We start from the raw sequence: 25,716 nt of genomic DNA on the forward strand, positions 1-25,716 counted from the left end.
TCTTTAATAAGACCCTGATGTTCACGTTCCCTGGCACCTGCGTTTGTCATGACCCTTGCCCTATCTGCCCACAGACTGCATCCGATCAGATGGCTTGGCTTGGTCCTCATCAGCATCAACCTAAGTGGCTGCAACGAAGGGTTACGTCAACGCATCGGCATTGGTTCTAAGACAAGCCAAGACAACACCCCTGTCGTCAGTGATCCACCCAAGTCTGCGCCTCTGCAGCCTGGCACCAATGTGATCGTGATTGCTGTGGAACAAGTTGGTCCGGCAGTGGTGCGCATCGACACGGTGAAACGGATCGCAAACCCCATTGGCAACTTCTTCGGCGGCGGACCTCCCATCCAACGGCAAGCAGGCCAGGGGTCAGGTTTCATCACACGCTCTGACGGGCTGATCTTCACCAATGCTCATGTGGTTGAAGGGGCAGAACAGGTATCGGTAACCCTTCCAGATGGACGCAGTTACAGCGGCAAAGTGCTTGGTGGTGATCCCCTCACCGATGTGGCCGTGGTCAAAGTCGTGGCGAAGAAGCTTCCCGTGGCCCCCCTCGGCAATTCCAACAACATCAAGCCTGGGCAATGGGCAATCGCGATCGGCAATCCTCTTGGACTCAACAACACCGTGACTGCAGGCATCATCAGCTCCGTCGACCGCACCAACGCCTTAGGGGGAGGGCAACGAGTTCCTTACATCCAAACTGACGCCGCCGTAAACCCTGGCAATAGCGGAGGACCACTCATCAATGCCTCAGGACAGGTGATCGGAATCAATACTGCCATCAAAGTTGCACCGGGAGGGGGGCTGAGTTTTGCAGTACCGATCAACCTGGCCAAACGAATTGCCCAACAAATCGTGGGGAGAGGGCAAGCTTCTCATCCCTATATCGGGGTCAGGCTTCAGAGCCTTACCCCCCAGCTAGCCAAAGAAATCAACGCAACAGGAGGGCAATGCCAGGTGCCTGAAGTCAATGCTGTTCTCGTTGTCGAAGTGATGTCTCGCAGCCCTGCAGACAAAGCCGGCGTGCGCCAATGCGACTTAATTAGTGAGGTCAATGGTGAGGTCGTCCGCGACCCTTCGCAAGTACAACTTGCCGTTGATCGTGGGGAGGTTGGCAAGCCCATGCCGCTCACCCTTGAACGAAACGACAAGACGATCGAATTAATTGTGAAACCAGCAGAGCTACCCCGGCAGGGGTGAATTGAAATGGCAAAACCCGCGCTGGTTGTGATGGCCCGCTGGCCGGCAGCAGGCAGATGCAAACGAAGACTGGCCACCAATCTTGGAATAGTGCGTGCAGCATCTATCCAGGCCAGGCTGAGCAAACACACTCTGAGCGTGGCAAATCATCTTGCCAATAGAGGTCTGGTCGAGCTGCAATTCGCGATCACTGGCCTCGCTCCCAAGGCAGCCAAGCGCTGGGCACACGATCAAGGTGTGAGAACAGTGGAGCCTCAAGGCAAGGGAAGCCTGGGTGAACGGATGCGCCGACAGGTTTTGCGAGCGCAGCAACGACACCATCCACAACTCAGCACAGGTCGCACCACACTGCTGATCGGCACGGATCTACCAAATCTCTGTGATCGGGATCTGCTTCAGGCCCTAGAGGCTTTGCAAGAACATGAATTCGTGCTTGGACCCGCTACTGATGGGGGGTACTGGTTACTTGGACTCTCAGGGCGCTTGGTAAAGCCCGTGACACGCTGGCCCTTCTGCGGCATTCCTTGGGGGAGCAATCAAGTGAAGCAAGTCACACTGCAGAAAGCAGCGGAGGCAGGAGTAAGGCCTTGCTTGCTTGGTCAACAAAACGATCTCGATTGCCTTGAAGATCTTTCACCATGGCAAGCATGCGATAAGTCTATGCTAGGAATGAGTCTGTGACAAGGATTTGAAGGATGGAGCTTGACCATCCAACCTCATCCAACTATCATGGAAAAGTCAGCTCATCAGCTCCGCCATGAGTTCCATCTTCTAACCAAGCCCAAAAACATCAAAACCTATTACAGGCGCCCAGATTTGGACGACGTAATACTCTATTTGGAGGAAATAGATAGGGTGATTGATGTTATGGAAAGCAAGAGAAGGTAAACTCAAACAACAAGATAGCTGGCATTCGTTTCATTACTAGAACCATGCCAGCGATACATGAGAAAGAGAAAGTATTAGATGGTAGAGGTATTGTGGTGTCGTATAAGCAAGATACGAGCTGCTACTACTACCGAGAGCTAATACCGGGAACGAAGAGTTATAGAAACAAGAAGATTGAAGGTGCTACGAACATAACAGAGGCCAAAAGATTAGCAGCTGTTGTAGCATTAGAGTTGAGCGGTAGGCTGCCTGAAACTAAACAGAGGAAACCGTCAATAAAGAAAGTTAAGAATACTCAACCAATAGAGGAAGCTGTTGAGGATTTCCTTGAATACGAGCTAAACAGAGTGAAGGCTGGGATTATAGTAGATAACACTCACTATCACAAATCATCTGTACTCAAGAAGGTAATGTTGCCTTATCTTCAAAGCGAGGGGATACAAAATACTAGGCAGATAAGGGAGACAACGTTCCATAACTATCTAATTTACAGAGCAGGGTTGAGAAAACTCACATGGAAGGACGAAATCCTTAAGATAAAGGACTTCATCAACAACCATCTAGTTAAGCATCGTCTTATTGAGCCAGAAGTAGCAGTATCCAAGACATTATTCCCGAAGTTCAAGATACGTATGGATGACTTGCTTTCCAACCCTCCTATTTCTAAAGGTGATTGGACAATCATAAATAGAGAAATCCGTAAGTGGGTCAAAGAAGGGGAGAACGTAAGAAATCACAGGTGCCATTTATGGCGTGTCTTGTTCTGGACATGGACATTAGTAGCGAAGAATAGTGGTGCTAGACCAGAAGAACTGCGTAAGCTTAAGTGGAAGGAAGTAGAAGTCCGCGATGTAGGAAGGATTAGTCAGTCAAAGCTGGAACAAGAGATGGCTGAACTAGAAGAAGAAGGAATTGAAGTGATAGGAGATGATGCACCAAGTAGTGGATGGGCCGCTAATCAAAATTCGTTAGGACGTGAAGAACGACTGATTGCATACATCACAGTTACATCTGGCAAGACAGGCCAATACAGAGAAATCCCGACAAACCTTGGGTCAGTGTTCTTACGTTGGAGGGACTACATCAACACCTACTATGAGAAACACAACATCAAGCGCAGCGTCAGTGGTAACGATTTAGTATTTGGCAACATTAATAACGAAGGGAAGACTTATACTCATGCTAACTTCATACTTTCGTGGGGGTGCATACGTAAGAGAGTTACTGATAAGTTACATGGCAACAAGTTTAGTGATGAGCCATACAGTATCTACTCCATGCGTTCTACATTTATCCAAGACAAGCTACTGGAAGGGCTTGACATCTTCCTTTTAAGCCGCATTAGTGGCCATTCACCTGATGTGCTGCTACGACATTACGATAGGCTTGACATCAGGGAACGAGCAGAGGAAATAACCTCTCTACCATTTGGCATCAAGAAGAAAGAGGATGTAAAGGTAGAACTATACAGCAACAAACAACAAGGACAAACAAAAGAAACACCTAAACTATGGAGCAGAGATGATTCAAATTCATATAAACGAACTGCACGCAAAGATAGAAGTGCCATTAACAGAAGCAAAACAGCTACTGCTAAAGAACAGTAAATGCAGAAGCATCTTCAAAGGTGATCGAGCTATTCTGATATACCCATTGAAGGAAATTCAAGCTTTGAAGTCTCTCCTTAATTACGACAGGCATCCAAGCAAGTAGGCACACTCACGTCACAGGAGTGGCACTGGTTCAAATGTATTATTTCTTGCGGACTCGCAACAAGAAGGTATCCTTTTCAATAGATACGGACGAGCCAGTTGACCACCTCCGCTATTCAAAGGCTAAGCGACGTTGATGTATCCGGAGTGGTGCTCAACGAAAATGCTGTCAAGGGCTTAAGCCAGGACGAGCGGGGCCTGCTAAAGGCAAGAGTCGTTATTGCAAATGAAGCTTGGGATACTGCTGGGAACTCGGTAAGGGCGTGCGCTCAAGTCCTTTGCGATATCCAGGTCAACGCTAAAAGCAAGGGCAACTGGACCGCCTTGCTTGACTCTGGTGATCTCCACTTCTCGAAGAGTGTTGCCCAAGATCTAGTTGCTGCCAATAAGTGGTTGTCAGAGCATCAAGTTCCTGACAGGTTCTTGACTAATATCTCTGCCAGAACACTTGGCACAATTGCTCGCGTGAATGACAAAGGCATACAGCAGAAGCTAACTCAAAAGATTGTTGAAGTAGAAGGGGCAGGGATCAGCGAAGCAGAGATTAAAAAGATACTTAGGGATTCAAGGCCGAAGAAAGCTCTGAAGGAGTCAAAGAAGGCAATCAAAACACTTAGCGAAGACGCCACCAAAGAAGAGTCGATTAAGCATTACCAAGGGATTGTCGAAGGTTTAGAGGCTAAATTAAATAGTTCAATGTCAAAAATCACTAGACTTGAAAACTCAAATGCAGAGCTTCAAGGTGAGCTTGCCAAGGTGAAGGCGACATGGAAGGCTAAGGCTGAAGCGCTTGAGGAGGAGCTGTCTAAGGCGAAGTATTCGGGTCATGGCATATAAGATTTAAACTCAAAAGACCTGATTATGCGATTCTAATGGCAAATAATTTCGTATTACTCGTCTTTAACTTCTTGTTTAAGTAATATTAGAAGCAAATTAGTTAATATATCTAAGTATATATAGAAATGAATTAGAAGAAGGACTTTAGCCGTTAAGTGCTTATACTGCTTGAACGCATCAATCACGGGTCCAGTGCATAGATTACTTTTTGCCGCAGCTTCATTATTTTCGGCTTCATCAATTTTCTGTGGAGCAGTTGAGGCTGATGAGAAAGCATTATTTTCCTGTATTAACAAGTACAAGTCGCTTGGCATTTCGCCTGATGCAGCCCTAAACGAATGCAAAGAGAAGTCGCTGGCAAATTGTATTAAAAGCTTGATGGGGAAAGAAAAGGTAGAATCATCAGCAGGGAAAGTAAGAGAAGGCTACTTGATTGATTTGGGTGATGACAATAGTGTCTGGATGGATGGACCTGAATGGCGGGATAGAGGCTGCAAGCCAGTAACAAAAGGACAAAGCAGAACGACAAGAATAGGAGACCCTTGGAATGGATTTCTTAAACTGGAATGGTTCCGTCAAGGAACTTGCTCCAAAAGTGAGCTAAAGCTAGGAGGGACTTATTCGTTAGGGGAAGCAAAGAATGCTTGTGAATTAAAAGCTATAGAGGAAGATTGACATATATTAGTTTCTATGCTATGATCCTCTAGTCCCGACGGCTTGGGACGCAGAATTTGCTACATGATCCAGCCTAAACAGGCCTGATCCACTTAGTGAACGAATATACCTAGCTGCAGCAAGTGATAACGTAATACTTGATGAGTGTGGAATACCTATTGATATCAAGCATTCATTCATTGCGTTACCTCTTGCTGAATCGGGACGTCTATACAACAACCACCTACGATGAACCTACCCAATGTCACGACTCTTTTTGAAGACCTTGATCAAAAAGCTACCGTCATCACAAAGCAGCACCTTAAGAAGGACATCTACGAAGCCTACCAAGCTTCCCAAGATCAACTCAAGCAATCACGAGAGGAGTTACTACCAGCAGGAATACTTGGAGGTCTTATCACTCTGCTACTTACTGGAGCATTAACAAACTAAAACATTTGGGACAGGCGTTCTATGATATAAGCCATGTTCCATTTTATTGAAAACATACGCAACGTATATTATGGCTAGATACAACACAAGATCTCACAAGATGGACCAAAGGATAGTAATTAGAGGACACCTCGAAGACATTGCTAAGATAAAATTATGCGCTATGAATCAGGGCATGGACATGTCTGGATTTATTAGACAACTCCTTATCAAGGAAAAGATTATCGATGTAACCTAAGCTGATGCCTAAGCCATCCAAACATCAGAAACAATATCAAAAGCGGAAGAAAGATTCTGAACGTGACTTCCGCAAGACAGACCTAGGAGACGGCAGAACAGGTCGAAGAGTTACTCGACGAATTATGCGTCAGAGTGTCTTTAGAGGCAGCTGAGCGTCTCCTAGAGGCCTCTCAAGAGCATCAACAAACACAGCAGGATATGCTTACGTGGATGCTATTGAAAGGGCTACCCAGTTACAGCTCGTTGACTACTGATATGAATAACTTAAAGCCTTACAAGTGGCCTGAACAACTAATGAATCCTGATGGATTAGAGGTTAAATACAAAGGGACAACTGGAAGTAAACAGTTAAACTTAGCAATCACTTCTACAGCTTACAACAAGTTGGAATGCCACAAGACAGCAACTAAGTATTCAAAGGCTCGGATAGTTCAGACCTTAATACTGAATTATAGATTCCTAACTGAAGCACAGCACGAAGCTAACAGACGAAGTCAAGAACAGAATAGGCTATACAAAGATGAAGACTATATGAGTAGGTTATATGAAGAGCGTGAGGCTAAGATAAGGGAAGCATTAACTCCAGAACAGATACAAAGAAATCGGGAAGCTATCGACAGAATCTTCGGACGTGGTCTCCTATCACAAATTGATGAAGAAGATAGTGAGTAGCAGAAATTCAAGACGGTAACTGACGTATACAGGAGAAAAGCTGTAAATAGTTAACAAGTCTCCTATCACATTTAGGTAGACATCCAAGCGATAGCTTAAAACTAATTGCGATAACGCCTCTATACAGGGAGAAAAGCTGAAATCTAATGACTGACATATAGAGGGGAAAGACTGTGGAGAACATAGTTGCAACACAATTCATTCCTACCCATGTACTAGGACAACGAGTTACCAGTATGTGGCTATGGAATAAATGAGATTCGTATCGATACGAAACTCGACTGAAATATTTTTTCAAATGACACTTATACAAATATACGACAAAGAAGTAACTAGTGAATTCAAATCATTCCTTGATCAGATTAAGCCAAACGTAGAAGCTTACGCTGTAGCTAAGGGTAAAGCACAGTTTGAAAGGATGATGATCATAGGAAAGATAAAGGAATATCAGAAGCTATTCCCACAACGATCAGCGGAGCATCGAACATTAGCTAACGCTATGAAGTCTGAAGGATGGTCTAAGGATGTCATCTCAGACAATGTATCTGCGTATAACTTCTACCATCAGGAGTACGATGAAGGTGATTGGTTTAACAGTAGACCACAATACCTAGATCAAGCTTCTGTGACCCATTTAGCAATACTATGTAGAGACAAAACAGCACTCTTAAGATCTAAAGTTGATGAATATTTCACAAAGCATGGTGAAATTCCTTCAGCATCTGCACTACGTGGTTACCAAGCTGGTTTCTTTACAGATGAATTCAAACCTCTGTCTAGTCTAAGAACTAAACCACAGATAGAAGAGCAGACTTCACAAGCTTCTGCAGTAGATGTCGAAGTAGTAACTGAACCATCTAACACTGCTGAGGAATCACTACCACCAACACAAGAACAACTTGTAGATCAACTGATAACAATTGTACAAGCTATGAATCTTGATGAGATCTATGGAGACCAAGAACTCAAAGCTAAGCTGGAGGTAGTCAGAGATCCACTAATGACACTTGCTCACATTGCTATCCCATCACCACCAAGACCAACTTACGTTTAAACCAATCCAACCTAAACATTAATGCAAAAGCAAACTGAGTTAACACGAGACAACGTTCCACATACAACTAAGATTAGATTCTGGACTGAAGGTGAAATGTCACAGACAGCCTATCAATCTATGAATGAACATAGGACTAACAACCGTGAGGATTTAGCGAAGGTTGTATTAAGTGAATGGATTCTCTAAGCACTGTCCAACCTGATAGACGACAATAAAAGCTAATCAGAAATGACGTATTAAAACAACACCTATCTTTGGTGCCATACAGTTTCCAAATAATACGTCAACAAGTTCATAGGTTAAATACTTAGCGTACTTAGCTTAACAGAGCCGGTATAGATACAAGTACTTCAGAAGGGTGGACTGATCTGCTTTCGATGTGCAATTCATCTTCGGCTCATTACCCACAACATACATACCAATGGCACGTAACCAAGTAAACTCAATTAAGGGAAGGCAACTCAAAGTCCAACAACTGATAATACCTGAAATAGAAAAGCTACAACACAAGGAACTGAAAGCACAGCAACCACTTACCATCAACAAACCAATCAAACAGATACCTAAACAGCCAGTAAAGAAAACACATAAAAAAGGGGCCAACCGATTAGAAGCTCCATATACAACACCTAATCCAGCTAAGCCTGGTAAGACATCACCATCTGAACTCAAAAAACAAAAGCAGGAAATGTTAGACTGGTTGAATAAAGTGAGGATTGGCTAGCGTATTTTTTTCATTTTCCAGCGCCAAGGTCAACATCATCAACCCCAACACCTGTCTTATTAGCTCTCTTCCAATCTTTTAGTGTCCCTGCATAACCTGAACCTTCAGATGTGTTATACGATTGCTCTGGCTCAGAGTAGTCCAAATGTCCTGTAGCGGTCTTAGTTTTATAGCGCTCAGTCTCAACAACCAACTCCTTTTTAAAGCACTCATTTACACCACCACTAACACTCTTTAACTCGTCAGTTGAGAGTTCCTCATCGACTTGTTCGTTTGGTTTAGTCATTACATCTAAAACCTTACTGTCCCGTCGTTAAATATTACATTAGGACTATCACTTAGTTCGTGTTTTCCATCACCATCACCAAAAGTCTTATTTCTCTTCTCCCAATCACCTTTGGTCATTCCTGAACCAGAACCTCTCGGGTCAAAAGGTCTTTCGCTTTGAACTTCTCTATAAGCACTACCCTCTTGGTCCATAGTCCAACTCCAACCACCACTAACACTTTTCAACTCGTCAGTTGAGAGTTCAATGTCTTCGTTTTCTTTGGGGTCAGTCATAGTAGTGAAGGAATGAAGGTTTCAGTGGTTGTATTTCCTTGAGATTATCGTTCTCTACCTATCGGACCGACTTCACTATTATCTATAGGACCAGTATCTAATCCAACTCTCTTGTTGTAATCAGACGAGGTCTCATTATCATCTTGTTGTGTATACGACTGAGCACCAGATTTAACTTTGTCAGTAAAACTATTAACAGCACCTTGGTGTTGTCCCATCAACCCACCACTAACACTTTTCAACTCGTCAGTTGAGAGTTCCTCGTTGATTTCTTCGTTTGTGTTGTTGGGTTCAGTCATTTGTTTGTGTTTGAGATGTTGGACTGGTTAAATAATGTAAGGATTGGTTAGCTACTCATTGTAGTATTCACCACCAACACCTGTCTTATTAGCTCTCTCAAAATCAGCTTTGGTCATTCCTGAACCAGAACCTTCTGCCCTCACAGAAGCACCTACATCACAGATTTCACCCCAGTTCAACTCTTTTTTACCAATTGGGCTCGAAGCAAGCCCGCCACCACTAACAGCTTTCAACTCGTCAATAGATAGCTCCTCGTTGGGTTCTTCGTTTTCTTTTGGGTCTGCCATTAGGTGTAAATACTCTTTACTAAGTATAGCTAACTTCAGAAGAATTGCTATGACTGTAATAGTAGATGAACCAGCTTGAGTTCACCTTTTCATCAATGTAGTCACTGAAGGTCGTGTCCTTCACCACCATCAATCAAAGTCGAACTTATCTCCCAATCCCTTCTCGTCATCCCGAAACGTGATCCTACTTGACTAGTTAGAGCGCTCACACAATCTCCAGGATCAAACCCACCTGCAATTCCCTGCAGCTCTTCAATCGTAAGTTCGTTGTTAGTCATTGGTTTGAATGGTTGTGAGAGATCTATCCCTCGGATGAACACATCATCTACCAATTCCTCTTATACGTCATTGATCCGAATCATTGCTAGTTGTGATGTTGGTCACAGCTCCTGAGAGTAATTACCAGAACTAGAATATTTTAGGAACCTGCCTGAGATTACATAGATTCTATTCTTTAATGTCTTGCCAGGTATCGGATGCCGTTTTAAGTGAATATTGAAGTGGTTAAAGAAATAAAAAGCCCCTGCTAATGCAAGGGCTTTGAGTGTGTAGGCTTTTAATATCCATAATCTTACTTATATATTTTAATATTATCTGCAATAAGCACAGTTGGTCATCGCCACAGTAAAGTCATTTTTACTGCCAAAGCCACAGCCACCACCAGCCACGCCTTCCACCTCAGCATCAGACAGGTTTTGGCGATGAGAGTTTAGGTCTTCTGTGGTAATCGCGAACCCAGCAGCTTTGGCAATAGCAACAACATCAGCACCTTCTGCTTTGAGCTGTTCCTGTAGTGAGGTATCGGCTTGAACTTTGGCGATGAATGCCTTGAGTTGCTCTTCGCTCATTGGTGATTTTTAACTCTTGTTAGCATAGCTATCCTTTGAAGGAATTTCTAGAAAAAAATAATTTCAAATCGGGCTTAGGTTTTATGACACAAATGTCTGAAGCGATATAACGTATGTAGATGGAGCGATTAACCCCATATACACCCCTCTCCTAAACTAGTTTCACAGGATTTAAAGCCTTCTTATCCAACTACATCATCAATCCAATCCAACATAGCAATCAAAACCCTTTCTACCAGCTACTCTTGTTCCATTCATATGATGGGTAAACAGACAGATGGTCAATACGGTCAGCGACTCGACCTGTATTGCGCACCTGTATGCACTGATCACAACTTACAGCTTTAATCCATGCTTCTGCGAGTCTCGATCTGTTTCTTGCGTATCGGTTACTGTCTCAACGAATGCAAAAGAACTAGAATGATTGCAGGACAGAGACAACGCCTTTGCCCGGATGAATGGACTAGTATTAATGTATTATTCCAACTTCATCTAACTTTTCCATCCTCCTAATCCCAGTCATAGCCTCAACCTCACACCATGGCAAGCATGCGAGGAAGGATTGATATCACAAGGATATGAACCAGGAAACAACTCGATTAAGGCTAGAAAAATGAGTCGAGAAAGAACAAGATGACCTCTTTCAAAAGGGAAGCAGTGCCGCTCAAAACGTCTCATCAATGAGCAACATCTCAGCTCTAAGTGAGGTGGAACATCACCTCAGCGTGATTGTGCCGAGCCTCAATGAAGCCAGCCGTCTACCACTGCTGTTGGCCGATCTCCAACGCTGGCCGACACCCCTTGACCTTTGGATCGTTGATGCTGGCAGCTGTGATGGCACAGAACTCGTTGCCCAACTCTCAGGAGCTCAAGTACTGCGAGTAGCAAATCCCAATCGGGGTGCTCAGCTCAGTCATGGAGCATGCCATGCAAAAGGAACTTGGTTGATGTTCCTGCATGCCGACAGCCGCCTCCCGCCCCAATGGCCCGCTATCGTTGAAGCAGTGATTACTCAGCCAGCAAGAGACCTGAATGCTTGGTTTTTCGACTACAAAATCCAAGGGAAGGGAACAAAACTGCGTCTATTGGAACTAGCGGTGGCCCTTCGCAGTTATTGGCTACAAAGGCCCTATGGCGATCAAGGCTTGCTCATCAGCAAAAGGCTCTACCAACACATCGGGGGATACAAACCCATCCCTTTGATGGAAGATCTCGATTTGGTGCAGCGACTCTCTTGCCAAGTCAGGTTGCTAAGCCTTGGATTACCCCTTTACACCGATGGCCGCCGTTTGCAACGGCTAGGTCTACTGAATCAAGCCTGGCAAAACGCCCAATTGCGTAAACGCTGGCACAGAGGAGAGGCAGCCAAGCAGCTCTCAAAAGACTATTACCGATAATCCTTAGGCATACCAGAAAGCACATTTGTGGCCATCAGGCTCAAGCGTCCAGCCCTGTCGCTCATAGAAATCGACAACACCTGGATCAGCAAAGAGCGTGACTCGTTTGACACCCATCTCCTTAAGAGATTCAAGGGTGTAATCCATTAGATGCTTACCCAATCCCACCCCCTGATAAATGGGGTGAATCGCTACATCCCACACTGTGGCTTCAAGAACTCCATCACCTGTACATCGAGCAAAACCAACCAAACGAGGCAACAGGGGATCATGGCGCCAAAGACCCACTTTCAAGAGAGTGTGATCAAGTGCAAGACGCACACGACGCATCGGCCGGCGACTCCAACCCACAGCCTCCAGCAATTGTTCAAGCTCAACAAGATCGAATGAACGGTCTTGACTGAAGACAAGCTTGATCTGCTCATTAGAAGACGGGCACTCTCGTGCTCCATGCCCATAGGCCTGCTCAAGCACCTCCGGCGTTAGCGAACAGGAGCTGATCACACAGCAGTGCTCAACTGTCTTGATCCTGCCTCACCAGCGCCCATAGCCATTAAGCGTGAAGCTGAAATCAAGATCCAATCGCTGAAAGCAAAAACTAAATTCAAAGTTTCGCCAGTCCCCTTTCCTGTAGTTCCGCTAACTGAGAATAAAGGCCTCCCTTGGCACGAAGCTCAAGGTGGGTTCCCTGCTCAATCAGCTTGCCCCGCCGAAGCACCATGATTCGATCGGCTGCTTCCACAGTGGCCAGGCGATGGGCGATAACAACTGCGGTGCGACGTTCAAGCAAGCGATCTAGATCCCTTTGCAATGTCGCTTCCGTAGAAGGGTCCATGAAAGCGGTCGCCTCATCCATCACCAGCACAGTGGGGTTGCGAATGGCCACCCTTGCAACCGCTAAGAGCTGTCTCTCTCCCGATGACAAATTGCCGCCACGCTCCCTGAGCTCAGTCTCCAAGCCGTTGGGTAGCCGATTGAGCAAAGGATCAAGGCCAAGATCTCTACAGATCGCCCGCAAACGGTCATCCTCAATCGAGGAATCCAATCGCAGGTTATCTGCAACATTGCCGCTAAATAGAAAGGTGTCCTGAAGCACAACCCCCAGTTGTTTGCGTAGCCGCCAAAGAGGGATTGTTTTGATGTCAATACCATCAAGCATGATCCGCCCGGCCTGAGGCTCGTAAAGACGACACAGCAAGCGGATCAGGGTCGTCTTGCCTGAACCGGTTGGGCCTACCAGGGCAACATGTTCACCAGCAGAAATGCGAAAACTAAGGTCCTGGAGAATCGGCTCGTCCGGCCGATAGGCAAAGCTCACTCCCTCAAACACCACCTCACCACAAGCAGCAGAAGCCGAGGGCCTAACAACGCTGGGTACGTCTTTAACAGGCTTTGCATCGACAATGTCAAGTGGCTGCTCTAGCAACTCACCAATCCGTTCAACAGCAGTCAGTCCCCCCTGAATCTGAGTGAAGCGATCAGCAAGTTGACGCAGGGGATCAAACAAACGCTGGGAATAAAGGATGAACGTTGTCAAGGTGCCGAGGCCCATTGTCTCGGCAGTTACCATCCATCCCCCAAGCGCCAGCACCGCAGCCACGGCTGCCAGAGCCACCCATTCGATAAAAGCTGAAATGCTGCTGTCATAAAAGATCGTTCCATTCACGGCTTGCCTGTAGGCCGAGCCAGTGCGATCAAATAGCTGCCCATTAACCGTTTCTCGACGAAACATCTGGACAACCTCAAGCCCCTGAAGGTTTTCCTGAAAATCGGCATTGAGCTGAGAGAGTTCCTCCCTCACGCGGTAATTGGCTTTCCGGTATCGGCGTTGCAACCAAAGGATCACCAAGGTGACCGGCACCTGCGTCACCAACAGCAACCCCCCCAGCCGCCAATCAATCAAAATCATGGTGACTGCAATCACCACAAGGCTGACGAGGTCGCCCAAAACTCCCACTGCCCCACTGCCAAAAACCTCCGATAGTGCATTCACATCACTGGTCAGCCGAGTCAACAACTTGCCCACAGGCATTCGATCGTGAAAGCGCAGGGAAAGGGCCATGGCGTGGCCAAACAGATCGTTACGAATACGCGCCGTTAGCCGTTGCCCTAAGGCCTCGATATTGAAAGACTGAAAGCCCTGCAGACCCAAGCGCAGAACCACAGAAATCAGCAGAATCCCCACCAAAAGTCTTATTGCTGAGCTCACTGGCAGATCACTGAGCCAAGGGAAGGTTGACTCTTGCTTCAAAACACTGATTGCCTGGCCAACCAAGAGGGGTTGAATCGCACCAGCAAGAGCTAGCGGCACCAAGAGGGACAGCACCATCCATAGACGCCGACGGTCCTCACGGAGATAACGCCCCAGACGCCGAACCCGCTGAAAATCAGTAACAGCCATCAAGCTGGATTTTTAGGTAATGATTCCTGAATGCGCATAGCCTCCACAATCAACTGAAGATCTCCACGGTCCAACCTCAAGGCCAATGGATGACCGATCAAGCGAGCCGAAGACTGAAATAGTTCCTCAATCGCCACTAATCCATTGTCGCGAAGGGTACGGCCTGTCGCGACCAGATCGACAATCGCTTCAGCAATGCCTGTTAAAGGGCCAAGTTCTACCGAACCGGTCAGGTGAACAAGCTCTACAGGCAGATCGAGAGCATCGAAAAATTCTCGGGCACAATGGGTAAACTTGCTAGCAACACGACAATGGGGCGGCAAATCAGCGGCGTGCTGATAACCACTGCTTTCCTTCACTGCCACAGCCATACGGCAGCCCCCGAAGCCAAGATCAACCAACTGGGCAACGGGCATCTGATGCTCCCGCAGCACGTCGTAACCAACAACTCCCAACTGGGCCTGACCATAGGCAACATAAACGGGCACATCCCCGTTGCGCACCAACAGCGCCCGGGCCCGACCACAATGGGAAGGCACCATTAACTGACGATTACCTGGATCAAGTACAGCTGAAAAATCCAACCCAGCAGATTGAAAACGAGCAACCGAATCATTCAGCAAAGCTCCTTTTGCAAGCGCGACAGTGATCATGGAGCGATGCGTCGACCTGGACTTTAACGATGGAGGCAACCTCAACAGCTGCGACTAGCGATAAACAACCTTCATCGATCCATGCCCTTCCTGTTCTTCAGGACAACATCATCTGGATCTGGATTAAAGGCGACCAGGCTGTCGTTGTGGATCCAGCAATCGCAGAACCTGTCAAGACATGGCTGCAAACTCGAAAGCTCTCACTCGCAGCAGTACTTCAGACCCATCACCATCCAGATCACATTGGTGGCACCCTTGAGCTGCTTAGGGACTGGCCTAACGCAGCCGTGGTAGCAGCCGCTGACGACCGTGATCGCATTCCGTTCCAGACGATCTCCGTTCGTGATAGAGACAAGATCTCTCTTCTCAACAGCAGTGTTGAGGTGCTCGCCGTTGCGGGTCATACCAGAGCACACATTGCTTATTACCTGCCCACAAACAAGGAAGATCGTGAAGATCCAGCAGTGTTCTGTGGTGACACCCTTTTCGGAGCTGGATGTGGCCGACTGTTTGAAGGAACTGCCGAAGACATGTTCAAGGCTCTTCAACGTCTCAGTTGCCTACCAGCGAAGACCCGTGTGTATTGCGCTCACGAATACACCGAAGCAAATCTGCGCTGGGCCTCCGCCCTGCATCCAGAAGATGCTGCTATCAGAGAACGACTGGCAGACGTTTCAAGTCGCCGCCAGAGGGGTGCCCTGAGCCTGCCTAGCAGCATTTCAGAAGAACAACGTACCAACCTCTTCGTGCGTGCTCAGAACAGCAAAGAGCTGGCAGAACTTCGCTACCACAAGGATCAATGGCGAAACTAAGCACAAAGATCTAACGCAGCAAGATCAAAAGGCCTGCCCTGGCAAAACTGCTCAGCAACAAGGCAGTCCTGTTCCCTTGGAACAGGACCAACAGCCAGTGAGATTGCAATCCATGGAGATCAAGGCCGCTGGAACATGAACGAAGCGGCCTCACACCCAGGGGATTTTCAACAGAAACAAAAGCTGATAGCGATGATGCACCATTCATGCTCAGAGCCGACCATGAACGCCCCTTCTGTACAAGCAATCACCACAGCATCAGCTCCAGCACCAGTCGGGCCCTATAACCAGGCCGTACTAGCAGGAGGATGGCTGTACTGCTCTGGTCAAATTGCCCTTGATCCAACCAACGGGGTGATGGTTGGGCAAGGTGATGTGGAAGCTGAAACCCGCCAGGTCCTAAGCAATCTGATGGCTGTGCTCACAGCCGCCGGTGCTGAGCCAAGGCAAGTGATTCGTACCACGGTTTACCTCACGGATCTAGCGGACTTTCAGAGGGTTAATGCTCTCTATGGCGAGATCTTCGGCGATGGCATCAGCCCCGCAAGAGCATGTGTTCAAGTAGCCGCCCTTCCAAAAGGTGGTCGAGTGGAAATCGATTGCGTTGCTTGGCTCGGCTGAAAACAACCAGAGAATCGTGAAGCGCGTTGATCAAGCGTGTAGCGACTCAAGAAAATCTTGTCCCTGTCCTCTTATCCCTGACCTAGCAGGAGTCCTTCGATTCGATCAACCCTAATCACTTTGATTGACAGCGGAAGAGGGGTTACTACTTCCTCCTGTGACTTTCCCTAGCGTTGAAAAGGGAAAAAACGATTGGCCGAACCTAAAAGCAACAGCTAAATCCGCCAAGACGGACAGTCCGCTGAGTAGTCTGAAGACTGCATAGGTTTAGAGGCGTACTGCGAGAAACCATGGCCGAAGCCAAGTTGACCATTGGCGAACTCGAGGCGGGTTATCCCCTTTACTGCAAGGCCCTAAGGCGACTGCTGCAGGAAGGTCGTAGCACCCAAGAGATAGAGCGCACAGTGTGTTGGAGCCATCTTGAGACCCTCAATCGCTGCCTCCCAAGCCGTTACAAGGCACCGTCTTATTTGCTTGTGCTGATCAGACGAGATCTGGAACAACCTAAGTAGAGAATAGTTTTCATCCATAAAGCTATCTTCAATCCTCATTCAGACGATTCCAAAACGGGTTGAGTCGGATGCCGACCTTCCACCTCCCCTTGGAATACACGACTCGCCAAGATATCAGCAGGTTCGATCGTCATCAGTTCATCACGACTGAGCGGTTCTCCCATGCGTGCAAACAATCGGTTCGCCTGCCTCAAACGGGTACGGTCCAAAGCATTGCGAATTGAACGAGCATTAGCAAAGAAAGGGAGCTGACGACGACGTTCGATGTAATCCTCGAAAACGCCCTCAGCTTCATCGCCAAAGTAATAGTTCTGCTGGGCCAGGAATAACTGAGCGATAGCCATCAACTCCTGATTGCTATAGTCCGGGAAATCAATATGGTGAGCAACCCTAGAAGAAAGGCCAGGATTAGATTGATAGAAAGTATCCATCTTATCTTTATAACCAGCAAAAATAACAACAAAATCACCTCGCCGACATTCCATGTCCTGTAGCAATATTTCGATTGCTTCTGCTCCATAATCTCTTTCATTACCTGGCTTATAAAGGTAATACGCCTCATCTATGAACAACACACCTCCCTGTGCACGTTTAATCATCTCCCGAGTTTTTGGCGCCGTGTGGCCAACGTACTGACCAACTAAGTCGTCACGGGTGACAGTTACAACATGACCTTTGCGCAGATATCCAAGACGATGAAGAATCTGAGAGATTCTGCTTGCAACAGTTGTCTTTCCAGTGCCAGGCCGTCCAGTAAAAGACATATGAAGACTTGGCATCGTGCTGACTAAGTCAAAATCCTGCCTGGCCCGATCAACTAACAACAAAGCGGCAATTTCTCGAATCCTCGTCTTCACCGGCTTCAAGCCAATCAGCTCGCTATCCAACTGATCTAGCACCTCTCCAACTCCGGAATCGGCATAAGCTAAAGAGAGATCAATTGAGGAGTCCATCTATCTCAGCGGCAAATTTATAATCATCATCATTTAACTCAACCTCTTCTTCATCATCCTCCGGCCGCAACGTGATATTGACATAGGTACGTCCAAAACTAATATCAGGAAAGCGCTTAGCAGCTTCAGTGTGCTCACCAAGACGATCTAAAAAATCCCTGGTTTCTGCATAGGTTTCGAATTCAAATCGTCGCTCGAGTCGTATAGGACGAACACGCTTCTGCCATTGATTCATCACAACAGTTGGGAGATGGATTGTTCAAAGTTAAAGAATAACCTTAATGCTTGTCATCAAAGTTGATCAGACCAGATTTCCGAATAACTTCGCCACAGAAGAAACCCGCAAATTAGAAAGCTAAAAATTAGGGTGTACCCAACTTAGCTGCGGCGCTTTGCATGAGTGGGTCTTAATGCTGGCTCAACTTCCTGATGAGGACGAGCAATAATATGCGCTGCAACAAGGCCATCACCAACCCGTTCACACGCATCTGCACCAGCACGAACGGCTGCATTCACAGCGCCTGTTTCGCCACGCACCATCACAGTGACATAACCACCGCCGACATATTCCCTAGAGATGAGATTAACCTCAGCAGCTTTTGTCATTGCATCAGCCGCTTCAATGGCAGGAACCATGCCACGAGTTTCAATCATTCCGAGTGCGACCCCCTGAACAAAAGAAGGCGCAGAGGAAGCAGAGGCCTTGATAGCACTACCAGACGCAGAGCCACTGCCACTGGAACCCGCAGCACTCCTACCGCCCCTTGATGCGGACCCCGCTGCCGTTGCTCGACTGGCGGAAGTACGAGCTGGAGAAGAACTTCTGGCCGTAGTCGACTTTAAACTTGCTGAAGAAGATGTTGCTGCAGAAACATCCACAGTTTGTGTTGCCTTTCCAGGAAGAACTTTTTTAGAAGCTTCAGCGCCAGCAGGTATCGCTGTCGTCAACGAGGGGCTGTCTGAAGAACTAGAGGAAGAAGGTTTTGGCATGGATGAAAAGTTTAAGAAGAAGAGAGGAAATGGATCGGATCCGAATCATTTATCAACTATCCATCAGGCAACCAGTAATCAATAATTCCTCCAATTGTTAGATCTGTTTGAGTGTTGGGATCTGGACATGCAAACCGTGCCGCTGATCCACTGGAGGTAAACACCCAATTTCCCTCTCGAGCACCAACAGGATCAACAGCCACCAACTGCTTGCCAGCGTTATTACGCAGGATGCGCAGATGCATATGACCAAGACCGTCAACCCTTTGCGTACAAACCAAACGACCCATAACCTGCATGATTTCCATCAAGCTGAGCCCCCTGAAACTGGCTTCGGGGCGTCTGGATCCCAATGATCAATAATGCCTACAATCGTAAGATCACTGGGATAGGATTTACTTCCTGCCGCCTCTCTCGCTGCTGAGCTGCCAACACAAATCACCCAATCATCTGGCTTACAACCCACAGCATCGACTGCAACCTTCTTGGAACTTCCATCAAGAACAACTTGAAGGTGTTTGTGTTCGAATCCAGGGATTCGATTGGTGGAAACAAGCGGCTTAAGAACCTTGCAGATCAACATGTCAGTGTGCCTCCTGATGAACAGGCTCCAAGGAGGAACCGACTACCTCTGAAGTGTCTTTTTTATCACGATCACGAATCGTCAAGAATGTATGAAGAAGGCCCTGATCGAAAAGATCAGAATAACGCTCAGCAATAGCTTGATTTACACGATAGCAATCAGTGACAGCACGATCCCTTGCCCCTGGGACTTGGCCAGAATAATCAAAACGAACAACAACAGGAATTGGTAGATCTCGAGAAACATTCAACCCTTTAAAAATTTTCACTCCTACATCTAAATCTGGGGCACCTACTTCGACAGTATCCAAATGAGCGAAATAAGTTAGGTTGCGAAGATGCACTTCCTTAAAACCTATTCCAACTCCAATAAAGCGCTCTGCATGCCCAGCATCTGGGTAGGGGCCAGCATGTGATTGTTTCACGTAGTCAATCTGAGAAAAGTTGTTTGCAATCAATTTCGCAATGAATGCAACCATCCCCTCGTCGGGTTTCTTAGGTGCACTTGCTTCAACACGTTCAGCAATATGTTGCATCGCCTCATCTGAATTTAGAGCAAGCGTCTCGTGATAAAGATCTTCCGCAGAAAGCCATTCATCTAAAACAATTGAACCATCTGCCGCAGGAACATGTACGCGAATGGCATCAGTATCGGTATCAAGCCCGATCAAAAGAAGGTCTACTGATGCACCACAACAGAAACTATTTTCGACGGATTCACGAAAATCAAGCAAGCGCTGTTGGCCAGCAGAAGCTGCCAAGGCATCATCACTCCCATGAGCCGCACATCCTTGATGAGATGGATCAAGGGAACTAAAATGATAGGTGACAACCTTGAGATAACGTGTTGGAGAGTCGGCTGAATTTGGCACACCTTCTCGATATCGTCTGTGTTCTGTCTTAATCCAACGGTTGACAGTTTTCTCAACATCAAATAGAGCGCCTGCATGGGAGCGACGTCTTACTGAACTAAATGGAATCCGTAAGGCATAAGCAATCGTATGTGCCAAGCGTCCATCAGCGCAGGGGGAGACATCAAGGAGATGAAAACCACAATCAACAAGGAATGATTGGAAATGCTTTGCTTGAATGCTGCCTTCTCCTCCTTGCAGAGGGTCTTCTTGAAAAAAGCGGTCACTCACCTGCTGATGAGACTGAAACACACACCAAGCAAATAAGGCCCTCATATCTAATGCTCGTACCCAAGCCTTTTCCAAAAGGTGGCTAGGCAAATCAAAACCAAGTTCAGAGCGAGCAAGACTTTGGGACTTTGAGACAAAATCCTGATCATGCTGAAGTGCTGAGATCCTTTTAAGGAAAGGAACAATCAGCTCAAAAGAGCCTTTGACATTGGCTTCATAAGTCTGCAGATGCTGATTTGCAGCTCTGTCTGTGAGAGGGTGGCAAGGCCCTGAACCAACATTGGCAAACCCTCTTAGCCTTGAGCGATCAGAGATCTGAGGTGTTACAACAGGCCTCCTCCTTGGAGCAGTCGGCGCCAAGGGTCTTTGCGTTTGAGAGGCCAAATTGCGATTGCGATAGGCCATCAATCAATCAACCCCTTGCGCCGCCAGAGACTGTGATCAAGGAGCCTTGATCAGTGTTACCACTTGACCCTGTTACTCGACTCATTGGTTGAGAAACTTCCTCATTACGCTTTAAATCAGCAGCAGGCATCGCAGACATCGGGCCAGGCCGAGTTGGATTACGGCGACGAGCAGAAGCTCCTTCGGTACCAGTCACCCTTTCACTGCGATCCCAATCATCACCAGTGATATTGAGGCCGGCAGATTGGCCTTCTCCTGTAACTCGTGATTCTGGGCGTGTTTGACTTACATCATTGGGGGTTTCTTCAACAGGAGCCGACTTGAAATGACGTTGTTTGCGGTCAAAACGGAACTGCTCAGTGCCAGTAATTTTATCAACCGCCATATTAAAAGGCCCCGTAATCTGAGAGCCCTGCTCATAACTTGTTCCTGTCACACCAGAGCGCTGTTCACTTTTCACATGAGCAGCCCTTGCTGGAGACTGAACACTAAAGTGGGTCCAAGGGGCAGACCTTTGTCCATCCTGTTGCAACTCACTACCAGCGGGGGCGTCTGATCCACAAGCCTGGGCAAGTTGATCTCCACCTACATATGGGGTGCCAGTTAAGGGTTCACAAGCACCTTTCTCTGCTCCTGTCATCACTCCACCTACTCCAGGCTGAAGACCTGTCATCACAGCTCCAGGTGTACCCATCATCTTTGGTGTACGGTCCTGAATTTCTCTTACAGAATTTGTATCACACCAGCCAGCAGCTTGTTCAAGGCCACCATATGGAGTTCCAGTAACTGCTTTACATGTTCCAGGCTCATCTCCTGTTACAAGTTCAGAGCGACCTGTAAGAGTTCCACTAACAGTTTGCGATTTATTTGTGAGGCTTAAACCGACCTTTGCTGCCTCAGGGTTTGGCCTGCCACCGCAAAATGTTTTGTATTGCTGAGTACCAACATATTCATCACCAGTCACTCTTTTACAACTACCTGGTTCATTACCGGTAACGTACTCAGAGCGGGCAACATTGGTACCAGTTACACCTGCTCCACGCAGAGTATGAAATGAACCAACTTTTTCAGCAGGTCTTCCTTCAGGGAGTGGGTCAGCTCCAAGATACTGATCACCAGTCAGTTGCCGATTGGAACCAGCTTCGTCTCCAGTAACCCTCTCGGAACGTCCCACCATCACACCGCTAACCTTGCGACCATCTTCTGTAATGCTCTGGCCAACTTTTCTTGGGGAAGGTTGGCTAACTCCACAATATTGATTGGCCTGATTAGCTGAAATATATTCAGTGCCGGTCAAAGTCTTACAAGTCCCAGGTTCATCACCAGTCACTTTTTCTGAGCGGCCAACTTCATTACCGGTCACCCGATTTCCATGACTAGTATTTGTAACTGCAACTTTTAAAGGCTGACCTGGTTGCGGAGATGACTGACAAAAAGCATCAAACACCTCTGAACCTAAATATTGAGTACCTGTAATTGAACGACAAGTACTCGCTTCGTTGCCAGTGGTTTTAGAAGAGCGATTTGCTTGAGTTCCAGTAACAAACTGGCCTGTATTTGTTTCACTTAAACCAACTTTCCAATGGGCATCTGCCGCAACAGCCTGCTTGGAACCATTACGATTAGGGCCACAGGGACGACAAGCACCTGAACGCTTTTTATCGGTAGATCCACTTTTACTACGCAATTCACGCACTCTCTGTGAAATCTCTCGACTTGACAAGTCAGGGTCTCCCTGGCGAGCGACTGATGCGGCAGAGGTCGGTTGATTGGCTGCTGTTTTTCCGTGTTTCGATTGTGCTTCACGGCGAGCAAGAACCAATGCTCGACTTGGATTTTGTATTGAGCGGCGTTTCGAAGTAGGGCGGCTTGAAGATGAATGTTTAGGGCTTAATCTTGAGATGGCATCAGAAGTCCTCAAAGAATTAGCAGAAGATTCATCAAAACTTTTTTGATTAGAGGCTAAATCCTTAACCTCATTCATTGCAGCACCTTGCTGGCTAAGCTTTGAAGAGAGCTTCTCAACTTCTGCACGGGTTCTGTCTTTACTTTTTGCCGCTGGCTGACCACGGCGAGAGAGCTGGTCACGACGAGCCAAAACCAACTCTCGACTAGGATTAGCTATGGATTTAACTTGACGACGTGAAGCGCCAGAGGATTCTCTTGAAGCAACAAAAGACGTATCTGGCAGCTCTTTCTTAGGAGCGACTAGCTGCGGAGAAGTTTTTCCAGTCTTGAGGAAAGATTGATCAGTCCTTGTGACACGTGCATCAGAGGCATTGCGGGTGCGATTAGGACTTGATCCATTTAATGACGTGGATTTCTTGCCTGAATTGCTCTGGGCCCTACGGCGTTCAAGCGCTAGCTCTCGACTGGATTGTTTTGCCATGCCCAACCAATAAAAAACGTCGTAAGGATGAAAGAGGCACGTTGCCTCTGATGAGAATTAATAGCCCCGAAAAAACTCGAGGCTATTAAGGAATAGATGCTGAAACTAAAATCAGCGTCCTTCAAATACTACGAATGCAGTTCCTTGACTTTGGGTGTAAGCGTCGTAACCGACCATGCGCACATGGTGGTCTGGGTATGCACGATGGCAAGCCTCAAGCTCACTGACTACAGCATTCAGATCCTTCTCGCCAAAGAAAGGTAACTTCCAATAAGACCAATAGGTCTGCATGGAACCACTTGGATGAACGTGTTCAATAACAGGGCTCCATCCCTGAGCAATGATGTAGGCAATTTGATCGTAAATTTCGTCCTGGGTCATCGGCGGTAAAAAGCCGAAGGTTTCCAGGGTGGCGACTGTTTGATAGTCACCAACTGTGCTCTGGAAAGGCATGGTGAACCTTGGAATGTGGATATTGGGGGGCCAATACAATTAAGTGTTGGCCTAACTAAATCTGAGAAGAAGTTTTGAGGAGACAGGTGTCTCCTCGATTAAGCCGATCTACTGAACGTCGAGTTTGTCGACGGTGTCGAATTCGAACTTGATTTCTTTCCAAGTCTCAAGTGCGATCGCAAGCTCAGGGCTGTGCTTCGCCGCTTCCATAAGGATGTCTCGACTTTCCTTCTCGATCTCACGACCTGCATTGCGTGCTTTCACACAAGCTTCAAGTGCGACTCGGTTAGCAGCTGCACCAGCAGCTGACCCCCATGGATGACCATGGGTACCACCGCCGAACTGCAGGCAGGAGTCGTCTCCGAAAATTGCCAGCAGCGCTGGCATGTGCCAAACGTGGATACCACCAGAGGCAACAGCAAAGACTCCAGGCATGGAACCCCAGTCTTGGTCAAAGAAGTTACCGCGATTGCGGTCTTCTGGAACAAAAGACTCACGCAGGTTGTCGATGAAGCCGAGGGTGGTCTGACGATCACCTTCTAGCTTGCCAACCACAGTTCCTGTATGGAGCTGGTCACCACCGGAAAGGCGCAAGCACTTAGCAAGCACACGGAAGTGAATTCCGTGTTTGGGATGACGGTCAATCACCGCATGCATAGCGCGGTGGATGTGCAACAGCATGCCGTTTTTACGGCACCAATTCGCCAAACCAGTGTTGGCGGTAAATCCACCAGTGATGTAGTCATGCATGATGATTGGCATGTCGAGTTCTTTGGCGAACTCGGCGCGCTCATACATCTCTTCAGGAGTCGTCGCGGTGCAATTGAGATAATGACCTTTGACTTCTCCAGTTTCTTGTTGTGCAAGTTTGACAGCCTCAGCAACAAACTCAAAGCGCTCGCGCCAACGCTGGAAAGGCTGAGAGTTGATGTTCTCGTCGTCTTTGGTTAAGTCAAGACCACCACGCAGACACTCATAAACAACACGTCCGTAGTTTTTACCAGAAAGGCCAAGCTTTGGCTTAATGGTGCAACCAAGCAAGGGGCGACCGTACTTATTCAAACGATCGCGTTCTACGACAATGCCATTAGGAGGACCACCGCAGGTCTTGATGAAGGCCATCGGGAAGCGGATGTCTTCTAAGCGCAGATGGCGCAAGGCCTTGAATCCAAAAACATTACCGACCAAGGAGGTCAGAACGTTCGTAATTGAACCTTCTTCAAAAAGGTCAAGAGGATAAGCAATGAATGCGTAAAAAGATTCCTTATCTCCAGGGACATCTTCGATGCGATAGCAACGGCCCTTGTAAAACTCAAGGTCAGTTAGTAGTTCTGACCAAACAGTGGACCAAGTACCTGTTGAAGATTCAGCAGCCACAGCAGCGGCAACTTCCTCTCTGGGTACTCCTTCCTGGCCAGTGACCTTAAAGCAGGCCAGCAGGTCGGTGTCTAGGGGTACATAATCGGGAGTCCAGTAGGTGTCTCTGTACTCCTTAACCCCAGCGTCGTACTTCTTGCTCATGGAATAGCTCCTTTTAAGTCGGTATAGAAGGTTGAGATAGCGCGGCTCTTAGAGCCATCGCAGAAGGCCTCAGTCCTTCTGACCTACGAAATTGCCGTTGCCTAGCGCAGGCTCAACTTCGCGATGAGGGCGGGCAATGATGTGCGCTGCCACAAGGCCGTCTCCTACACGCTCGCAAGCATCAGCGCCAGCACGGACAGCAGCGTTAACAGCACCTGTTTCGCCACGCACGAGCACGGTGACATATCCACCACCGACAAACTCACGGCCAATCAGGCGCACTTCAGCTGCCTTGGTCATGGCGTCAGCAGCTTCAATTGCTGGCACAAGGCCGCGGGTTTCGATCATGCCTAGGGCGATGCCCATGGTTTCGTTAGCCATTGCCTACCTGAAGTGATGAATGGAATGTTCGCAATGGACAATGCTCTGCAGGCCAACGTTCCGTCAAG

32 protein-coding genes are annotated in these 25,716 nt (G+C 47.4%); 13 read left to right on the forward strand and 19 right to left on the reverse strand.

Going from position 1 to position 25,716, the window contains the following annotated elements; all coding sequences use genetic code 11:
• Positions 1 to 48: 48 nt before the first annotated feature.
• The 9 genes from SIB80_RS10045 to SIB80_RS10085 all read left to right on the forward strand — a co-directional run bounded on the left by SIB80_RS10045 (position 49) and on the right by SIB80_RS10085 (position 8,440).
• The gene (locus SIB80_RS10045) at positions 49 to 1,203 is read left to right on the forward strand and encodes a trypsin-like peptidase domain-containing protein (protein WP_063419857.1); all 1,155 of its coding nucleotides are present in this window, start codon (positions 49 to 51) and stop codon (positions 1,201 to 1,203) included.
• A 6-nt stretch (positions 1,204 to 1,209) separates the two neighbouring features.
• The gene (locus tag SIB80_RS10050) at positions 1,210 to 1,884 is read left to right on the forward strand and encodes a TIGR04282 family arsenosugar biosynthesis glycosyltransferase (protein ID WP_063419856.1); all 675 of its coding nucleotides are present in this window, start codon (positions 1,210 to 1,212) and stop codon (positions 1,882 to 1,884) included.
• 251 nt (positions 1,885 to 2,135) lie between these two features.
• Positions 2,136 to 3,698: a site-specific integrase gene (locus tag SIB80_RS10055; protein ID WP_063419855.1), complete on the forward strand. Its 1,563-nt coding sequence runs from the start codon at positions 2,136 to 2,138 to the stop codon at positions 3,696 to 3,698.
• Positions 3,699 to 3,902: 204 nt separating this feature from the next.
• A complete protein-coding gene (locus SIB80_RS10060) occupies positions 3,903 to 4,640 on the forward strand; it encodes a hypothetical protein (protein ID WP_063419854.1) in 738 nt (245 codons plus the stop codon).
• Positions 4,641 to 4,832: 192 nt separating this feature from the next.
• Complete coding sequence (locus SIB80_RS10065; RefSeq protein WP_169246884.1) at positions 4,833 to 5,315, forward strand: hypothetical protein; 483 nt, start codon at positions 4,833 to 4,835, stop codon at positions 5,313 to 5,315.
• 228 nt (positions 5,316 to 5,543) lie between these two features.
• Complete coding sequence (locus SIB80_RS10070) at positions 5,544 to 5,747, forward strand: hypothetical protein (RefSeq protein WP_063419851.1); 204 nt, start codon at positions 5,544 to 5,546, stop codon at positions 5,745 to 5,747.
• Positions 5,748 to 6,230: 483 nt separating this feature from the next.
• Positions 6,231 to 6,659 (forward strand): hypothetical protein, encoded by a 429-nt coding sequence (locus SIB80_RS10075; RefSeq protein ID WP_413351499.1) that lies wholly within the window; start codon positions 6,231 to 6,233, stop codon positions 6,657 to 6,659.
• 253 nt (positions 6,660 to 6,912) lie between these two features.
• The gene (locus SIB80_RS10080) at positions 6,913 to 7,713 is read left to right on the forward strand and encodes a hypothetical protein (RefSeq protein WP_063419849.1); all 801 of its coding nucleotides are present in this window, start codon (positions 6,913 to 6,915) and stop codon (positions 7,711 to 7,713) included.
• A 424-nt stretch (positions 7,714 to 8,137) separates the two neighbouring features.
• Positions 8,138 to 8,440: a hypothetical protein gene (locus SIB80_RS10085; protein WP_063419848.1), complete on the forward strand. Its 303-nt coding sequence runs from the start codon at positions 8,138 to 8,140 to the stop codon at positions 8,438 to 8,440.
• A 10-nt stretch (positions 8,441 to 8,450) separates the two neighbouring features.
• Here the strand turns inward: SIB80_RS10085 and SIB80_RS10090 are convergent, their stop codons facing one another.
• From SIB80_RS10090 to SIB80_RS10115, 6 genes are all read right to left on the reverse strand, one after another.
• Entirely contained in the window at positions 8,451 to 8,726 is a 276-nt protein-coding gene (locus SIB80_RS10090; protein ID WP_063419847.1) for a bacteriocin, read from the reverse strand.
• Positions 8,727 to 8,731: 5 nt separating this feature from the next.
• Positions 8,732 to 9,001, reverse strand: coding sequence for a hypothetical protein (locus SIB80_RS10095; protein ID WP_063419846.1), 270 nt, complete (start codon positions 8,999 to 9,001; stop codon positions 8,732 to 8,734).
• Between the two features lie 44 nt (positions 9,002 to 9,045).
• Positions 9,046 to 9,300: a CCRG-2 family RiPP gene (locus SIB80_RS10100; protein ID WP_063419845.1), complete on the reverse strand. Its 255-nt coding sequence runs from the start codon at positions 9,298 to 9,300 to the stop codon at positions 9,046 to 9,048.
• A 51-nt stretch (positions 9,301 to 9,351) separates the two neighbouring features.
• Complete coding sequence (locus SIB80_RS10105) at positions 9,352 to 9,588, reverse strand: CCRG-2 family RiPP (protein WP_063419844.1); 237 nt, start codon at positions 9,586 to 9,588, stop codon at positions 9,352 to 9,354.
• Between the two features lie 101 nt (positions 9,589 to 9,689).
• The gene (locus SIB80_RS10110; RefSeq protein ID WP_169189907.1) at positions 9,690 to 9,866 is read right to left on the reverse strand and encodes a CCRG-2 family RiPP; all 177 of its coding nucleotides are present in this window, start codon (positions 9,864 to 9,866) and stop codon (positions 9,690 to 9,692) included.
• A 312-nt stretch (positions 9,867 to 10,178) separates the two neighbouring features.
• Positions 10,179 to 10,436, reverse strand: a complete 258-nt coding sequence (locus SIB80_RS10115) for a Nif11-like leader peptide family natural product precursor (protein ID WP_063419842.1) — start codon at positions 10,434 to 10,436, stop codon at positions 10,179 to 10,181.
• A 680-nt stretch (positions 10,437 to 11,116) separates the two neighbouring features.
• Between SIB80_RS10115 and SIB80_RS10120 the strand changes: the two genes are divergently transcribed.
• Positions 11,117 to 11,833: a TIGR04283 family arsenosugar biosynthesis glycosyltransferase gene (locus SIB80_RS10120; RefSeq protein ID WP_063419841.1), complete on the forward strand. Its 717-nt coding sequence runs from the start codon at positions 11,117 to 11,119 to the stop codon at positions 11,831 to 11,833.
• A 3-nt stretch (positions 11,834 to 11,836) separates the two neighbouring features.
• On the opposite strand, the gene SIB80_RS10125 is transcribed toward SIB80_RS10120, so the two are convergent.
• From SIB80_RS10125 to hisG, 3 genes are all read right to left on the reverse strand, one after another.
• Entirely contained in the window at positions 11,837 to 12,337 is a 501-nt protein-coding gene (locus SIB80_RS10125; RefSeq protein WP_063396120.1) for a GNAT family N-acetyltransferase, read from the reverse strand.
• Positions 12,338 to 12,437: 100 nt separating this feature from the next.
• Positions 12,438 to 14,234 (reverse strand): ABC transporter ATP-binding protein, encoded by a 1,797-nt coding sequence (locus tag SIB80_RS10130; protein ID WP_063419840.1) that lies wholly within the window; start codon positions 14,232 to 14,234, stop codon positions 12,438 to 12,440.
• Positions 14,234 to 14,887 carry an ATP phosphoribosyltransferase gene (gene hisG / locus SIB80_RS10135; protein ID WP_063419839.1) on the reverse strand — a complete coding sequence of 218 codons (654 nt, stop codon included), beginning with the start codon at positions 14,885 to 14,887 and terminating at the stop codon, positions 14,234 to 14,236. Before hisG ends, SIB80_RS10130 begins: the two co-directional genes overlap by 1 nt.
• Before the next feature lie 29 nt (positions 14,888 to 14,916).
• On the opposite strand from hisG, the gene gloB reads away from it, so the two are divergent.
• The 3 genes from gloB (at position 14,917) to SIB80_RS10150 (ending at position 16,832) form a co-directional block, all read left to right on the forward strand.
• Positions 14,917 to 15,699: a hydroxyacylglutathione hydrolase gene (gene gloB, locus SIB80_RS10140; protein WP_063419838.1), complete on the forward strand. Its 783-nt coding sequence runs from the start codon at positions 14,917 to 14,919 to the stop codon at positions 15,697 to 15,699.
• 222 nt (positions 15,700 to 15,921) lie between these two features.
• Positions 15,922 to 16,320 carry a Rid family detoxifying hydrolase gene (locus SIB80_RS10145; protein WP_011825483.1) on the forward strand — a complete coding sequence of 133 codons (399 nt, stop codon included), beginning with the start codon at positions 15,922 to 15,924 and terminating at the stop codon, positions 16,318 to 16,320.
• Between the two features lie 290 nt (positions 16,321 to 16,610).
• Positions 16,611 to 16,832, forward strand: coding sequence for a DUF3136 domain-containing protein (locus tag SIB80_RS10150; protein ID WP_011130567.1), 222 nt, complete (start codon positions 16,611 to 16,613; stop codon positions 16,830 to 16,832).
• A gap of 35 nt (positions 16,833 to 16,867) precedes the next feature.
• Here the strand turns inward: SIB80_RS10150 and cbbX are convergent, their stop codons facing one another.
• From cbbX to SIB80_RS10200, 10 genes are all read right to left on the reverse strand, one after another.
• Complete coding sequence (gene cbbX, locus SIB80_RS10155) at positions 16,868 to 17,785, reverse strand: CbbX protein (RefSeq protein WP_063419836.1); 918 nt, start codon at positions 17,783 to 17,785, stop codon at positions 16,868 to 16,870.
• A complete protein-coding gene (locus SIB80_RS10160) occupies positions 17,769 to 18,020 on the reverse strand; it encodes a 4a-hydroxytetrahydrobiopterin dehydratase (RefSeq protein WP_011825480.1) in 252 nt (83 codons plus the stop codon). The genes cbbX and SIB80_RS10160 overlap by 17 nt, the downstream gene beginning before the upstream one ends.
• Before the next feature lie 143 nt (positions 18,021 to 18,163).
• A complete protein-coding gene (locus SIB80_RS10165) occupies positions 18,164 to 18,775 on the reverse strand; it encodes a BMC domain-containing protein (RefSeq protein ID WP_074160147.1) in 612 nt (203 codons plus the stop codon).
• A 56-nt stretch (positions 18,776 to 18,831) separates the two neighbouring features.
• Positions 18,832 to 19,083 (reverse strand): carboxysome peptide B, encoded by a 252-nt coding sequence (locus SIB80_RS10170; RefSeq protein ID WP_011825478.1) that lies wholly within the window; start codon positions 19,081 to 19,083, stop codon positions 18,832 to 18,834.
• On the reverse strand, positions 19,083 to 19,358 hold the full coding sequence (locus tag SIB80_RS10175; protein ID WP_011825477.1) for a carboxysome peptide A: 276 nt from the start codon (positions 19,356 to 19,358) through the stop codon (positions 19,083 to 19,085). Before SIB80_RS10175 ends, SIB80_RS10170 begins: the two co-directional genes overlap by 1 nt.
• A 1-nt stretch (position 19,359) precedes the next feature.
• Positions 19,360 to 20,904, reverse strand: a complete 1,545-nt coding sequence (locus SIB80_RS10180; protein ID WP_063419835.1) for a carboxysome shell carbonic anhydrase — start codon at positions 20,902 to 20,904, stop codon at positions 19,360 to 19,362.
• Positions 20,905 to 20,911: 7 nt separating this feature from the next.
• On the reverse strand, positions 20,912 to 23,293 hold the full coding sequence (locus SIB80_RS10185; protein ID WP_063419834.1) for a CsoS2 family carboxysome shell protein: 2,382 nt from the start codon (positions 23,291 to 23,293) through the stop codon (positions 20,912 to 20,914).
• A gap of 111 nt (positions 23,294 to 23,404) precedes the next feature.
• Positions 23,405 to 23,746, reverse strand: coding sequence for a ribulose bisphosphate carboxylase small subunit (locus SIB80_RS10190; RefSeq protein ID WP_011825473.1), 342 nt, complete (start codon positions 23,744 to 23,746; stop codon positions 23,405 to 23,407).
• A 108-nt stretch (positions 23,747 to 23,854) separates the two neighbouring features.
• Positions 23,855 to 25,267 (reverse strand): form I ribulose bisphosphate carboxylase large subunit, encoded by a 1,413-nt coding sequence (locus tag SIB80_RS10195; protein WP_011825472.1) that lies wholly within the window; start codon positions 25,265 to 25,267, stop codon positions 23,855 to 23,857.
• Positions 25,268 to 25,336: 69 nt separating this feature from the next.
• Positions 25,337 to 25,648, reverse strand: a complete 312-nt coding sequence (locus tag SIB80_RS10200; RefSeq protein WP_011825471.1) for a BMC domain-containing protein — start codon at positions 25,646 to 25,648, stop codon at positions 25,337 to 25,339.
• Between the last annotated feature and the right edge of the window lie 68 nt (positions 25,649 to 25,716).

The sequence above is a fragment of the Prochlorococcus sp. MIT 1327 genome (assembly GCF_047304785.1).
GTDB lineage: Bacteria > Cyanobacteriota > Cyanobacteriia > PCC-6307 > Cyanobiaceae > Prochlorococcus > Prochlorococcus marinus_D.

Bases quoted from the DNA above. Each gene is read 5' to 3' on its own strand.
- SIB80_RS10045 (WP_063419857.1), top strand. From the start codon at position 49: ATGACCCTTGCCCTATCTGCCCACAGACTGCATCCGATCAGATGGCTT.
- SIB80_RS10050 (WP_063419856.1), top strand. From the start codon at position 1,210: ATGGCAAAACCCGCGCTGGTTGTGATGGCCCGCTGGCCGGCAGCAGGC.
- SIB80_RS10055 (WP_063419855.1), top strand. From the start codon at position 2,136: ATGCCAGCGATACATGAGAAAGAGAAAGTATTAGATGGTAGAGGTATT.
- SIB80_RS10070 (WP_063419851.1), top strand. From the start codon at position 5,544: ATGAACCTACCCAATGTCACGACTCTTTTTGAAGACCTTGATCAAAAA.
- SIB80_RS10080 (WP_063419849.1), top strand. From the start codon at position 6,913: ATGAGATTCGTATCGATACGAAACTCGACTGAAATATTTTTTCAAATG.
- SIB80_RS10085 (WP_063419848.1), top strand. From the start codon at position 8,138: ATGGCACGTAACCAAGTAAACTCAATTAAGGGAAGGCAACTCAAAGTC.
- SIB80_RS10090 (WP_063419847.1), bottom strand. From the start codon at position 8,726: ATGACTAAACCAAACGAACAAGTCGATGAGGAACTCTCAACTGACGAG.
- SIB80_RS10095 (WP_063419846.1), bottom strand. From the start codon at position 9,001: ATGACTGACCCCAAAGAAAACGAAGACATTGAACTCTCAACTGACGAG.
- SIB80_RS10100 (WP_063419845.1), bottom strand. From the start codon at position 9,300: ATGACTGAACCCAACAACACAAACGAAGAAATCAACGAGGAACTCTCA.
- SIB80_RS10105 (WP_063419844.1), bottom strand. From the start codon at position 9,588: ATGGCAGACCCAAAAGAAAACGAAGAACCCAACGAGGAGCTATCTATT.
- SIB80_RS10110 (WP_169189907.1), bottom strand. From the start codon at position 9,866: ATGACTAACAACGAACTTACGATTGAAGAGCTGCAGGGAATTGCAGGT.
- SIB80_RS10115 (WP_063419842.1), bottom strand. From the start codon at position 10,436: ATGAGCGAAGAGCAACTCAAGGCATTCATCGCCAAAGTTCAAGCCGAT.
- SIB80_RS10120 (WP_063419841.1), top strand. From the start codon at position 11,117: ATGAGCAACATCTCAGCTCTAAGTGAGGTGGAACATCACCTCAGCGTG.
- SIB80_RS10130 (WP_063419840.1), bottom strand. From the start codon at position 14,234: ATGGCTGTTACTGATTTTCAGCGGGTTCGGCGTCTGGGGCGTTATCTC.
- hisG (WP_063419839.1), bottom strand. From the start codon at position 14,887: ATGATCACTGTCGCGCTTGCAAAAGGAGCTTTGCTGAATGATTCGGTT.
- gloB (WP_063419838.1), top strand. From the start codon at position 14,917: ATGGAGGCAACCTCAACAGCTGCGACTAGCGATAAACAACCTTCATCG.
- SIB80_RS10145 (WP_011825483.1), top strand. From the start codon at position 15,922: ATGAACGCCCCTTCTGTACAAGCAATCACCACAGCATCAGCTCCAGCA.
- SIB80_RS10150 (WP_011130567.1), top strand. From the start codon at position 16,611: ATGGCCGAAGCCAAGTTGACCATTGGCGAACTCGAGGCGGGTTATCCC.
- cbbX (WP_063419836.1), bottom strand. From the start codon at position 17,785: ATGGACTCCTCAATTGATCTCTCTTTAGCTTATGCCGATTCCGGAGTT.
- SIB80_RS10160 (WP_011825480.1), bottom strand. From the start codon at position 18,020: ATGAATCAATGGCAGAAGCGTGTTCGTCCTATACGACTCGAGCGACGA.
- SIB80_RS10165 (WP_074160147.1), bottom strand. From the start codon at position 18,775: ATGCCAAAACCTTCTTCCTCTAGTTCTTCAGACAGCCCCTCGTTGACG.
- SIB80_RS10170 (WP_011825478.1), bottom strand. From the start codon at position 19,083: ATGGAAATCATGCAGGTTATGGGTCGTTTGGTTTGTACGCAAAGGGTT.
- SIB80_RS10175 (WP_011825477.1), bottom strand. From the start codon at position 19,358: ATGTTGATCTGCAAGGTTCTTAAGCCGCTTGTTTCCACCAATCGAATC.
- SIB80_RS10180 (WP_063419835.1), bottom strand. From the start codon at position 20,904: ATGGCCTATCGCAATCGCAATTTGGCCTCTCAAACGCAAAGACCCTTG.
- SIB80_RS10185 (WP_063419834.1), bottom strand. From the start codon at position 23,293: ATGGCAAAACAATCCAGTCGAGAGCTAGCGCTTGAACGCCGTAGGGCC.
- SIB80_RS10190 (WP_011825473.1), bottom strand. From the start codon at position 23,746: ATGCCTTTCCAGAGCACAGTTGGTGACTATCAAACAGTCGCCACCCTG.
- SIB80_RS10195 (WP_011825472.1), bottom strand. From the start codon at position 25,267: ATGAGCAAGAAGTACGACGCTGGGGTTAAGGAGTACAGAGACACCTAC.
- SIB80_RS10200 (WP_011825471.1), bottom strand. From the start codon at position 25,648: ATGGCTAACGAAACCATGGGCATCGCCCTAGGCATGATCGAAACCCGC.